Origin of the sequence: Clostridium sp., from assembly GCF_032552055.1 — a bacterium.
Lineage (GTDB): Bacteria > Bacillota > Clostridia > Clostridiales > Clostridiaceae > Clostridium.
On the sequence record NZ_JAWGSV010000011.1, the window covers coordinates 1 to 13458 of the forward strand.

The window sequence follows — 13458 nt, forward strand, 5'->3', positions numbered from 1 at the left end:
AAATTTAACATTAAAATCATTGAGTTTTTAAATTTATTGGATTATTATTGATAAGATGAATTAAAATGGTAAATGTGATGGTGAGTTAAATTACTAAATATTTAGAATGTAACTTATGTTTTTTATTATGAGTTTAGTATATATGAATGATAGTACATTATTAAATTTACTATTTTAGAATTTAGCTTTTTTTATTAAGAAGGAGATAAGAGATGAAAAAGAAAGTATATTGGCTTGGATTAGGTGGCTTAGTATTAATTATTATCTCTATAAGTTTTTATTTTAAATTTATAGAAAAGAGCCAACTTAATATGGATATTACTGCCATCAATAATAATTATGATGCCAGTAAGAAAATTAAATTAGCCCTAAAAGAGTATAATAAGGATAAAAAGGCAGAGATTATCTCAAGTTTTGACACTAAGGAAAATATTATAGCTATTTCTTTTGAAGGTATAAGCAATAATGAGATAACAAAAGAAGTATTAAGTTTATTAAATAAATATAATGTTAAGTCAACATTTTTTGCTTCAGGAGTTGAAGCTGCAGAAGATAGTGATTTAATAAATTTCATTGAAAAAAATGGACATAGTATTGGAAGTTTAGGACTTTCAGATAAGAAGTATATGGAGGAGTTAACTAAGGATGAACTAATAACTGATTTTACTAAAGCTAACAAGATTTTAGAAAGTATAACGGGAAATAAATCCATATTACTAAAAGGTAACTCTACAACTTATAATGATACAGTTTTAGCATCAGCTTATGCATCAGGTAATAAATTTGTAGTAGACTCAAAGAATTATTTAAGTTATCAAAGTTTTAAAAATTATGAAGAAGCACAAGGTTATGTAAAATCATTGAAAAAAGGTGAAATAGTATCTGTTAAGCTTGAAGGAGTATTAGATGAGTCTGAATATACTAAAAAAGAAGAAAAACCAGCAATAGATAAAGAGGATGGCATAGAAAAAAAAGATGAAAAAGTCATAAAGTATGCTTCAATTTTAGAAGTAGTAGAATGGTTATGTCAGGCTATAAATGAAGATGGAAGAACTACTGTATTACTTGATAATTACAATAATCTTGAGAAATCAGATGGAAGAACAATGTTTATAAGAAATGATTTCATAAGCAATAATTCTTCAAATAACAAACCTTCAAAGAGTAATTCAGAGAATAGTAATTTAGGGGATAATAGCTCTGAAGATAATAGTATTGATCTTAGCAATATTAATTTTAATAAATTAATTAAAGATAATAAAAATATATTAGCTGAAAATATATCTAGATTTTATACTACACAAGAAGCTGTAGCTTATACCTTTAGGGGGATAAGTGATAAAGAATCACTAGATCTTATACTCGAAGCTTTATCAATTACTAATACAAAGGGAACCTTCTTTGTTACCCAAAAGGAGATTTTAGAGTATCCCGATAGAATTGAAAAAATATTAAGTTATGGAAATGAAATAGGAAATGGTGGGGTTACAGCTAATTCTGATATTTTAAATAAAAGTGCTGAAGAAGTAGCTAAGGAGATTTATGAAGTAGATAGGATGCTTAAGGATAGAGGTATTTATACTAATGCTTATATGTCTGGATTTGGATATTCTGATTCGGAAATAAGAGAGGCTGTATCTGCAGTAAGAAATATCGAAGGTCTAGGAAAGTACGAACTTATTACTTATACAAAAGCTCCAATTATAAGTAAGTATGAAGGAAAGGATTCTGATTATATACTAAATGATTATTTGAACCCTGATATTTATACCTCATTATCTAAAGGAGAAATAGTTTATTTCAGATTAGATTCTGGATTAGTTGATAAAAATGTTATTTTTAAGTTAATTACAGGAGTTACTTTTAATTATGTAAATTATGGATATGCTAAAGTGTATAATGATTCCATTGGAGATTATGAGTTAAGATCTAAACCACTAGGTTACTCTGTTGTTACTATAAGTAATCTTCAAAATAATTATGAAAGTGAATCAGGCTATGGAAGATATGAATTACTAAAAAATAGTCATTCATTACAAAGAAGATATATGGAAGAAGCTTTAAATTTAGTAAATGAAAGATATATAGGAAATGAATTTGTAGATTTAGATGGCTTTACAGATGAAGAAAAAGATAAACTTGATCAAGAAGGAACTATTGATACTAATGGGGAGAATGTTATATTCTTCACTTTTGATGACTGGGGTGGAGATACAATTGTTAATGAAATTTTAGATGTTTTAGATAAGCATAAGGTAAAAGGAAGCTTCTTTACAATATCTAAATATATTGACGACAATAGTGGGATGTCAAATAGTAACCCTAATTTACTTAGAACAATAGCCCTTAAAGGTCATGATATAGGAAGTCATAATTATAATCATGAAATTTTAGAAGAAGATAAGAATGTACTAATAGATTCATTAGGTATATCTTATGATTCTATGGCAAATGTAATTGGAGATTTAGATTCTTTAAAACCATATTTTAGACCACCTACACTTTATGTAAACAAAGATGGTTTACTTGCAGTTTTTGAAAGTGGGTTTGATTATTCAATTAGTGGAAATATTTCTACTCATGACTATGAAGCACAATCTCCTATAGAAATAATAAATAATTTTGAAAGCCAATTACAAGATGGAAAAGGGAATATTGTTGTTATGCATATGAATAATCAAAGTTATTATACTGCTATGGCATTGGATATATTCTTAACTAATAATGAAAATGGACTCTACGGTAAAAAATATAAGATTGCTAAACTTAGTGATTATTTAAAATAAAAAGAAAGGAGGGAGAATATGGAGGTTAAGAATCAGAACTATGATAATCAGGAGAAAATAGCAGGTATTAATGATAAGGTAAAAGAAGATGTCCTCTTAATGCCTAAGCTTGATAGAAGAATCTTGAATAATGTTCCAGATAAAGAACAAATAAGAAAAAGTTTTGATAGAAGAGGAAAAAATAAAGCAAGTAGTGATAAATTTGATGCTTTTATGGCAGAAAGAAAAGCAGGAATTAGATACTTTATGACTACTAAAGTTAAGATTAAACTAAAGGACAATGGAGAAAAAATTAATATAATTTCTGAATCTATAGATATTTCAACTACTGGAATGTTAGTTAAGCTAAGTAGTAAAGATGAATTAAAGCATATTGAAGATGCAGGTAATATAGACTTAAATTTTAGTGTAATTCCGGGGGCAATGCCAGAAGGATATGAAATGGATGTTAAAATCAATGCTAAAAAGGTAAGAGATGCTATAGATAGCGAGGGTAATATTATATGTGGATTTGAATTTGAAGAGACTTTATCAGAATATTCTTCAAAAAAAAAGGACAAGTATTTAATTTTAGCTTCGTCATTATTACTATTTGGTATTAGTTTATTTGTTGTATTAATGAGGGCTGAAAGTGTTATTTATTTCAAATTCAATAAATGGATATATCTATATAGTATTATTGCAGCTGTATTTTTACTTAGTAGATATGCTTTTGGTGCATTGTACAAACCTATGCCTGTAGATAGAAATTATACGCCAGGAGTTACTGTAGTCATACCTTGTTTTAATGAAGAGGAGTGGATTAGTAGAACTATATTAAGTTGTATTAATCAAGATTATCCAATAGACAAGCTTGAAGTTATAGTTGTAGATGATAAATCTAATGATAATTCAGTGGCTGTAATTAAGAAAACTATAAAAAAGTTAAAGGAAGAAGATAGGTTTAATATTGCAGGTAGACTTAGCTATATTGTTCAAGAAGAAAATCAAGGAAAAAGAGAAGCTTTAATTGCAGGAGTTTTAAAGGCTAAACATGAATTAGTGGTTTTTGTTGATTCAGATAGCTTCTTAGATCCCTTTGCAATAATTAATATAGTACAGCCTTTTAAGGATCCTAAAATGGGTGGTGTTGCAGGTAGAACTGATGTTGCAAATACTTATACTAATATTCTTACAAAGATGCAATCAGTAAGATATTATATTGCTTTTAGAATAATGAAGGCTGCAGAAGGATATTTTGATGCTGTTACATGTCTTTCAGGTCCATTATCTTGCTATAAAAAAGAATTGGTTATAGAAAAGATGGGTGACTGGAAGAATCAAAAATTCCTAGGCCAAAAAGCTACCTTTGGTGATGATAGGGCAATGACTAACTTTATATTAGAAAAGCATAGAACTACTTATCAAGATACAGCAGTTTGTTCAACTATAGTTCCTAATAAATATAAGGTATTTTTAAAGCAACAAATGAGATGGAAAAGATCTTGGCTTAGAGAGTCGATTATAGCTGGAAAGTTTATGTGGAAGAAGGAGCCTTTCATGTCTTTATTCTTTTATATAGGATTAATAGTGCCTATAGCTGCACCAGTAGTAGTTTTATATAACTTAATTTATGTACCAGTAGTTCATGGGATTTTCCCAACTACTTTCTTAGTAGGATTACTTATGATGGCATTACTTATGAGTTTTGCACAGTTACTACTTAGAAGAAGCACCACTTGGATATTCGGGCTTATATTCTGTTTCTATTATGAAGCTGTTTTATTATGGCAAATGCCTATAGCATGGGTAACATTTTGGAAATCAACTTGGGGGACAAGAATGACTCCAAGTGATATTAAAGCTCAAGAAAAAAAGGAAAAGAAGCTTAAGAGCAAAGTATCTAGGGAATTTACTGAAGATAAGAATTATGAGGCCGGTAACATTGAGGTAAGTAGTGAAATGGGAAAGAATGATAATTTTGATATAGATAAAAATATGGAAGATTTATCAGAAGATTATTTAGAAGTATCTATAGATAGTAATGATAGGGGGAAGGTGAATTATGAAAAGTAATGAATTTTCTCTAAAAAGAAAAGATAGAAAAAAGGTTATAAGAGGAACACTACAAGGCTTAATACTATTTGTTATTTTAATAGTAATTATAAAAGCATTGTTTAGCTTTAAAGAATATAAGCCTTTTAATATTGAAGAAATAAGTGCTAATAGTAAGGATAAGGGATTTATTACTTTATCTTATTTTGGAGTAGATAGGGATGGAAGTGATACTTTAATTAGTACTAAGGATTTAGAAAAGCAAATTAAATCTTTAAAAGATAATGGGTATGTGACTATTACTCAAGAAGATATATTAGATTATTATAATAAAGGAAAAAAGCTTCCTGAAAAGTCTCTATTTTTATTATTTGAAGATGGAAGAAGAGATACAGCAATTTTTGCTCAGAAGATATTAGAAAAGTACAACTATAAGGGAACTATCCTTACTTATGCAGATAAATTTGAAAAGAAAGATCCAAAATTCTTAATGCCAAAGGATTTATTAAAGCTTAAGGATAGCACTTATTGGGAGTTTGGTACTAATGGATATAGGCTTGAGTTTATTAATGTTTTTGATAGGAAAGAAAACTTCTTAGGAGACTTAACTTCAATTGAATTTTCAGAGTTTCAAGACACTATAGATAGAGATTACAATCATTATTTAATGGATTATATTAGAGATGAAGATAGTGTTCCTCTTGAAAGCTATGATGAAATGAAGGCACGTATATCTAGTGATTATGAAAAACTATCAGAGATATATAACAATGACCTTGGAGGAGTTCCAGAACTTTATGCAATAATGCACTCTAATACAGGACAATTTGGTACTAATAATAGAGTAAGTGATGTTAATGAAGAATGGATTAATAAGTTATTTGCAATGAATTTTAATAGAGAAGGATTTTCTTTAAATACTAAAGAAAGCTCTATTTATGATTTGACTAGGCTTCAGCCACAGGCTTATTGGTCAACTAACCATCTTCTTATGAGATTATATGATGATACTAAAGAAGAGGTTAACTTTGTAATAGGTGATGAGGAAAAGGCTTCAAATTTTGAAGAAGTAAAAGGGCAAATGGAGTTTGTTGATGATAAAATTATATTAACTTCTCTTCCAAAGGATACAGGACTTTTAAAACTTAAAAATAGTGAAGAATATAAGGATATAAATACTTCTGTTTACTTAAATGGAAATGTTATTGGTTCACAAGGAATATACTTAAGAGCAAATAATGATTTAAGTAATAGCTTGGCTGTTAAACTTATTAATGATAAAATCGAAGTAATTCAAACTTTAGGAGGAAATAAAGAAGTTATTTTCTCAAAAGAATTAAATACCTTTGGTGAATTTTTAATATTTAGCAATGGTGCAAAAGTTGATATAAAAGAGAAAGGAAATAAAAAGCTAGATATGAGTCTTAGTGGAAACAATCTTTCTATAAATATTGATGATGAAACTATTGTTACTGATTTAGAAGTTAAAGTTTTAGAAAAGGGTAGTGTCTACCTAGAATCCGCTTTTGGAGAATATGGATATAGTCAAAGAAACATAGCGGATGATGTTTATGATGGAGTATTTAAAGAACTTAAAATTACAGATATTAATGAAGAGGTATTATATGATTCAACTTTTAAGGGCTTTGAATTAATTAAATATAATGTGAAAAATACATTCAACAAGATAATTAATTGGTTTATCAAGAATCTATAATTAATAATTACAAAATAAAAAAAAGTGGTGTTATTGAATACGATAGAATGAATAAATCCAATTGAAATTTTTAATAACAATTGGATTTAGTAATTCTGGAAAAATTACATCAATAATTATTAATTGTAAAAAAGGGGTATGTATGAAGAAAGGTTTGGTCAATAAAATAATGATATTTTTAATAGTAGTGCTAGCTATATTTTTGATATTTTTATTTATAAATAAGGTAGATAGAAATCTATTTAATTCATCATTCAAGAATAATAAAGAGGGAATTATAGAAAAAGATAACAATAATTACAATGATGACATGAATTCTGTGGATAATGGTGGGAGTTATGTTGATAACAAACAAAATAGTTTAAATGGGGTAAAAATATCCACTTGGGTTACTTATTGGGATTTACCGGCGAAAACTTTTTCTGAAAATATGTCTGGAGATATTAAGAATGTCTCTTATTTTGCAGCTAATTTTAATGAAAATAATAAGTTAGTAGTTCCTGATAAATTAAAGGATTTTTATAATGATACCGAAGGTTCTAATTTTAAAAAGTACTTAACTATAGTAAATGATGTTATAAAAAGTGATGGTTCATCTATTCAGAAGGATACTGAAGTATTAAAGATACTTTTATATGATAAATCATATAGGGAAAATCATATTAATGAAATAGTTAATTTAGCTATTTATTATGGCTTTGACGGAATTGAAATTGATTATGAAAGACTTAAAAAAGATATGACACTTTGGGAAAACTTTATAATATTTATAAAAGAACTATATTCTAAGGCTAGTGAAAAAGGGTTAGATTTAAGAGTAGTATTAGAACCTAATATTCCCTTTGAAAACCTTAATTTTGAAAATGGGCCAACTTATGTTGTGATGTGCTATAACCTTCATGGAGGATTTTCAGGTCCGGGTGAAAAGGCAAACCCTGAATTTATCACTTCTTTAATAGAAGAAATGAATAAATATGAAGTGAAAAAGGATTTTGCTTTGGCAACTGGAGGGTTTGATTGGCCAGAAGGTGCAAGTGGTAGTGCTAATGGAAATGGAAAAGTTAAATCAGTTACAGAAAAAGAAGCAAAAAGTTTAATGATAGAATATAATGCTGAGGCTATAAGAGATGAAGAAAGTAAATATTTGTATTTTAAATACAAGGATGAAGATAATATAAATCATGAAGTGTGGTATGCAGATAATGAAACTTTAAATTATTTATCAAGCTTTATTTTAGAGGGAGGCTATGATGTAAGCCTTTGGAGAGTAGAATGATATTAATAAAATCGCTTTTATTTTATCTCTAAGCTATTAAATAGTATTAGAATTATATAATATTTAGTCCTAGTGTACTTATTGTATGCTAGGGCTATTTTTTTACATAAAAAATCTTATGAATAAAATAAGTACTAAATAGTATTAAAAAAAATTACAATGTAAATAATTTTATATTTATCAAAAAAAGTTTGAAAAGTTAAGAAGATTGATGACTATTCCTTAGAAAAATGATAAATAAAAAATATAGGAGGTTTATATAAATTTATAATAATATAACTAAAAGTTGAAAAAGTTGAAGATTCATAATTCAAGATTAATAATGAGATTATTGCAATTTTATTAAGAAAGTAGTACTATTTGGTTTAGATTTGGTGAGTATAGCAATCTATATTGTGTATTTAAAGTGTGGAATATAAGGAGTTAATAGTTAGTTATTAACTTAAGAGCTTATGAAAAAGTTAATAAAACACATTAAAACTTATAAAAGATGAGAAACTATACGTAGATTTAATTAAAAGATAATTCAAGGTTAATAGGAGAAGTGAATATGAATAAGAGGAGTTTAAAAGATTTCGAAAAAGATTATTTAATATTAATTGCATTAATTATTATTCAAATATTTATTATTTTTGTAAATATATATACTACTCAAAGATTTTCAATTGAGAGTTTCACAATAACAATTATTGAGTTAATTTCAATTTTATTATCTTATTTTTTAGGAATTGTTCCAGCAATAATATTTTCAATAGTATATATAGTTGGATATGTTATTTATGTAGTTAGTGGTGATGTGAATATTACAGTAATATCTTACATTCTTATATTTTTTATTCCAGTTGTAACAATCTATGCAGGAAATATGAATAGAGCAAGAATAAGAATAGGAAATGACTTAGAAAAGCTAAATAGATTAGAGAAAATACAATTAAAAGTAGATATAAACACTAGCTTTGAAAATGAATTTGCCTTTAAAGAAGTTTTAAAAAAAAATATTCATTTAGCTAATAGATATGAATCATATTATTTCTCAATGACTATGTTTAGGCTGGAGTTTGTTGAAACTCTTAGAAGGTTATTAGATGTAAAGGAATTTAATGATTTACAAGGAAAGATTGCAGAAGTTGTGCAAAACTGTATTAGAGAAGAGGATTATAAATTTATTGTTAGTGAAGGTAGAATAGTAATTATGACTCCATTAACATCAAGTAAGGTAATTGCTCCAGCTATAAGGAGAATACTAGAGGGAGTAGGACAATTAGAGATAAAGAGTAGATATGGGGATGTAGTTAATATAGTTTTAAAAGCAGGTAGCTTAGATTATTCAGAAGATAAGAAAGAGGTTTTTAAAGATTATAAAAGCGTGTTATTAGAACTTCAAAAGTCTACAGAGGTTGATATTTATGGCGAATATTCTGATTAAATTCAGCATAGTTTTAATTCTTTTAACAAATCTATTTACCTCAGTAGCTAATGCAGATATTAATAACTTAAAGCAATGTTTTTATATAATTTCAGCAGAGGAAAAGAGTAGGGACTTATATGAAGATTTAAATCTTTTTAAGGAGAAGGAGATTCCTGTTTTTGTAGTAATAGATCCAAATGAGAATATTGATAAAAAAGTTATAGATTTACTTAAAGTATTCCAAGATGATATAAATCTAGGTATTATTTTAGAAGATGTTAAGAATATAGAAAACAGCTATTTTGCAGTAAAGGGTTATGATAAGAAATTGAAAATATCAGGACTATGCAATATTGAGGAGAATAAATTGCTTTATATTGGAGAAAGTAATTTATCCTTTGATTTAATAAATATAGATATAGATCCATTAAAAACTATATCAGAAGTTAAGGCGGAAAGGGAAGATGACTCCAATTATGCTTTAGTTGTTGATAGTGATAATTTCAATATTAGCACTTTACTGTTAGCTAATAATGAGCTTAAGGGAGTAGAGCTAGATACTTCAAATTATAGCTTAAGGCTAAAAGAACCAACTTTTATGGATAAAATTGTTGTATATGTTGGCTATATAAATATTGTTATCTTTTCAATTAGCATAATTATATTTATTGCTGCAATTATAATATTTAAAAAGTGGTCAATGGAAAGATTTTTAGATTAGGATGATGAAAAATGCTCAATGCTTATTATTTTATTTTTATATTATCTATATTGTCTATATGGGTATCTGTAATTATTAGTATAGTATTCGTTTTTGGCGCAATTGGTTTTGTTTCAAATGAAAGAAAAAATCCAGTTGATTTGGACAAATACAATGATAGATTACCTACAGTTACTATAATGATTCCAGCTCATAACGAAGAAAGAGTTATAGCTTCAACTCTAGAAAGAATTTTAGAGTTAAATTATCCTAAGGATTTAATTCAAATTATAGTAATAAATGATAATTCTTCTGATTCTACAGGAGACAGAATAAAAGAAGTTCAAGAAAGTAATCCAACTAGAAAAATAAATGTAATTACTACTAATAAAGAAACTGGTGGAAAGGGTAAAGCTCATGCTCTAAACTTGGCATTAAAACAAGCAAAGGGTGAATGGATTTGCATATTTGATGCAGATGCAGCTCCAGAACGTAATACTCTTAAGTTTTTAATTAGTAAGAGTTTTGAAAGTTTAAAATATGCTGCAGTTTTTGGAAGAAATAAAGCTAGAAATAGAGATAGAAACTTTCTAACAAAGTGTATAAATATTGAACTAGTAGTTTCACAAAGGGTTGTAAATCCTGGGAAATGGCATTTGTTTAAGCTAGGACAAATTCCAGGAACTAATTTTATAATCAATAGAGGGGTTTTGGAAAAAGTTGGAGGTTGGGATACAAAAGCTATTACTGAAGATACAGATTTAGGATTTTCCTTAATGAAAAAAGGTTATTTAATTGCTTATGAAAGTAGGGCAGAGGCCTATCAGCAAGAGCCTGAAAAACTTTCAGTATATATTAAGCAAAGAACCAGATGGGCCAAGGGAAATATATATGTAGTATTTAAGAACTTACCTAGTTTATTTTCTAGTGCAAGCTGGAGAGTTAAATTAGATACTATATTCTATTGTTTAAACTATATATGGTTTTTATTATTTATATTAATTTCAGATGGAATTTTTTTATTTAATATTTTTGCTATAATACTTAATTTAATAAATCCGTCTTTAGATATTGTAAGTAAATTATCTTTAAATATAAACTTTAATTTTACTTTATCATTTATATTAATGTATGCAATATTTGTTTTGCAGATGAATGTCGCTTTAGCCAGCGATAAAGGTCAAGGTACATTTGAGAATTTCTTAATTTCTTGTGCATCATACTTTACTTATTCTCAGGTGTTTATATTAATATCATTAAAGGCTAGTTATGGTTACCTTGGTGATGTTATTTTTAAAAGAGAAGCAAAATGGTATAAAACAGAAAGGTTTTAAGGTTATGAAAGTATATAAAAAAATTATATTATTACCTATATTATTTATTGTTATTTTTACAATGAGTTTTTCAAAGACTGTAAAAGCGGATAGTTTGAAGATTAATGTCTATAGCTATACTTGGGAAGAGGATACTTTATTAAGTGGAAGTGAAAAAATAGGGAAAACATTTTATGTACCTGAAAATATGAGGAGCTCTAATTTTGTTATTTCTTTAAAAATAAAACAAAGTCCAACTTTAATTAAGGATTTATCTTCAGTTTCAGTTTCAGTTAACAATACTAAGGTTTATTCTATTATGATGGATAAAATAAATGATAAAGGTGAGTTAACTATTAAGGTACCAGGGTATTTAATCAATAAAGGAGAAAATTCAATTGTTATTAATGGATTTTTAAAGTCTACAAGAGAAAAATGTGAATATAATAATGATGTTAATTGGATTCTTATAGAAAAAAACTCATCTTTTAGTTTTGATTATTCTAGAACAGATAGTACTTATATAAGGGATATTTTTGATAATACATATTATTCAGATGGCAAAAGGGCAGAAGTAAATCTTGTGTTACCAAATGAACTAGAAGATTATAATTATTCTCAAGCTTCATCAGTTTCTACATTAATAGGATTTGCTCACAAAAGCAAAGAACTAAATGTAGATATAAATCCTCTTAAATATTCTGATTTAAATAATCTTGATAAAGAATCAATAGTACTTGGAACAGTAGAACAAGTTAGAACATTAAATAAGAAGATACTCACTGATGAAGAATGGAAAAATGCAGAGGAAAATGGTTATATAGCAATAAGAAAGATAGGTAAGAAGAATCATTTTATAATTATTTCATCAACAGAAGAACAACTAGAAACACTTTGCAGAATATTATCTACTAAGTCTTCCTTAGCTCAAATAAAAGAAAGCAATTATATTTTAGATAAAAGCAAAGTAGTTAATGAAAAAGAATTTAATGAAAACCCATCATTAAAAGATTTAGGTTACGAAAGTACTTCACAAGTTGGAAATGGAATAAAGGAATTTAATTATTACTTAACTATTCCAGCAAGTAAGACATTAACTAATGAAAATAAGGTTAGCCTTTCATATAGCTACTCTAATTTAGTTGATTTTGATAATGGTTATGTAAATGTAGAAATAAATGGTCAAAATATTCTAAGTAAGAAGTTTGTTTTAGATAAAACCCAAGATACAATAGATTTTTCTATTCCAGAGAAATATTTTGATAATACGGCATTTAATATTTCAATAAAGTTTAATTTGAGACCTAGTGCAGAATATTGTACATCTCAAAGTCATGAGGATGTTTGGGTACAGATAGATAGTGATAATAGTAATTTTAAATTGGCTCTAAAAGATAGAGAAAAACATTCTTTAATTAACTCCCAAGGAATTCTTCAGGATTCAAACGGCATGGTTCAAGGAAGGATAGTAGTAGATAGTTATGATAACCTATCAGTTGATAGTATATCTAAAATATCTTATTATTTAGGAAAACTTTCTCAAGGTGTAAATAATCTTTATATAAATAATAATGATGAGGCTGGAACTGAAAATAGTAATAAAGCAATATTTGCATTAACTACAAGTCAAATTATAAAAGATATGAAGGATCAGATTACAGTACCAATTTCAGACGATGGTGAGTTTATAGAGAAGGATTTATTCATTCAAAACACAGCAGCTTTAGGTGCTATTGAGTTAACTTCAAATAATAATCTATTAATTACGGCAAGTGATAAGGATCAACTTAATAATACTATAAAGAAGTATCCAGAGATTACTAGCAATAAGAGTGCAGTAATAATAAAGGATGGAGAAGTAATTGATTATTTTGAAGAAGTAAATACGGAAAATCAAAAAAATATAGCTTTAGAAAAAATAAATTATAATATTGTAATTGCCTTAGTAGTATTGGTAGGTGCAGTAAGTTTAATGTATATTATTTATTATAGGAAAGTAAAATAAATGAGATTATAAGTTGAAAAAAATTAAAAAAATTAACAGTGACGAAAGAAAATGTAAAACAAAACAGATTATAAGTTGAAAGAATAGATAAAGCTTAATTATATTGAGGTAAAAATAAATATAATACATAGGATATATAACCCCAGTTCATTAGAAAGTTTGTAGTTAAAAACTCTCTAATGAACTGGGGGATTTTTATGTTGTCTTTTTATTATTCCA

General features: G+C 27.0%; 8 protein-coding genes. All 8 read left to right on the forward strand.

The genetic code is table 11. The features are described from left to right. Positions 1 to 212: 212 nt before the first annotated feature. Positions 213 to 2786 (forward strand): polysaccharide deacetylase family protein, encoded by a 2574-nt coding sequence (locus E6248_RS01705; protein WP_316339120.1) that lies wholly within the window; start codon positions 213 to 215, stop codon positions 2784 to 2786. 18 nt (positions 2787 to 2804) lie between these two features. Further along, on the forward strand, positions 2805 to 4841 hold the full coding sequence (locus E6248_RS01710) for a glycosyltransferase (RefSeq protein ID WP_316339121.1): 2037 nt from the start codon (positions 2805 to 2807) through the stop codon (positions 4839 to 4841). Then, entirely contained in the window at positions 4831 to 6537 is a 1707-nt protein-coding gene (locus tag E6248_RS01715) for a glycoside hydrolase (RefSeq protein WP_316339122.1), read from the forward strand. The genes E6248_RS01710 and E6248_RS01715 overlap by 11 nt, the downstream gene beginning before the upstream one ends. Positions 6538 to 6679: 142 nt before the next feature. Then, entirely contained in the window at positions 6680 to 7813 is a 1134-nt protein-coding gene (locus E6248_RS01720; RefSeq protein ID WP_316339123.1) for a glycosyl hydrolase family 18 protein, read from the forward strand. Positions 7814 to 8363: 550 nt separating this feature from the next. Further along, entirely contained in the window at positions 8364 to 9239 is an 876-nt protein-coding gene (locus E6248_RS01725; RefSeq protein ID WP_316339124.1) for a hypothetical protein, read from the forward strand. Then, positions 9220 to 9942, forward strand: a complete 723-nt coding sequence (locus tag E6248_RS01730; RefSeq protein WP_316339125.1) for a hypothetical protein — start codon at positions 9220 to 9222, stop codon at positions 9940 to 9942. Before E6248_RS01725 ends, E6248_RS01730 begins: the two co-directional genes overlap by 20 nt. 11 nt (positions 9943 to 9953) lie before the next feature. Continuing rightward, positions 9954 to 11255 carry a glycosyltransferase gene (locus E6248_RS01735; RefSeq protein ID WP_316339126.1) on the forward strand — a complete coding sequence of 434 codons (1302 nt, stop codon included), beginning with the start codon at positions 9954 to 9956 and terminating at the stop codon, positions 11253 to 11255. Between the two features lie 4 nt (positions 11256 to 11259). After that, positions 11260 to 13239 carry a cellulose biosynthesis cyclic di-GMP-binding regulatory protein BcsB gene (locus tag E6248_RS01740; RefSeq protein WP_316339127.1) on the forward strand — a complete coding sequence of 660 codons (1980 nt, stop codon included), beginning with the start codon at positions 11260 to 11262 and terminating at the stop codon, positions 13237 to 13239. The last annotated feature ends 219 nt before the right edge of the window (positions 13240 to 13458 follow it).

Coding starts and splice junctions, on each gene's coding strand:
- E6248_RS01705 (WP_316339120.1), top strand. CDS start 213: ATGAAAAAGAAAGTATATTGGCTTGGATTAGGTGGCTTAGTATTAATT.
- E6248_RS01710 (WP_316339121.1), top strand. CDS start 2,805: ATGGAGGTTAAGAATCAGAACTATGATAATCAGGAGAAAATAGCAGGT.
- E6248_RS01715 (WP_316339122.1), top strand. CDS start 4,831: ATGAAAAGTAATGAATTTTCTCTAAAAAGAAAAGATAGAAAAAAGGTT.
- E6248_RS01720 (WP_316339123.1), top strand. CDS start 6,680: ATGAAGAAAGGTTTGGTCAATAAAATAATGATATTTTTAATAGTAGTG.
- E6248_RS01725 (WP_316339124.1), top strand. CDS start 8,364: ATGAATAAGAGGAGTTTAAAAGATTTCGAAAAAGATTATTTAATATTA.
- E6248_RS01730 (WP_316339125.1), top strand. CDS start 9,220: ATGGCGAATATTCTGATTAAATTCAGCATAGTTTTAATTCTTTTAACA.
- E6248_RS01735 (WP_316339126.1), top strand. CDS start 9,954: ATGCTCAATGCTTATTATTTTATTTTTATATTATCTATATTGTCTATA.
- E6248_RS01740 (WP_316339127.1), top strand. CDS start 11,260: ATGAAAGTATATAAAAAAATTATATTATTACCTATATTATTTATTGTT.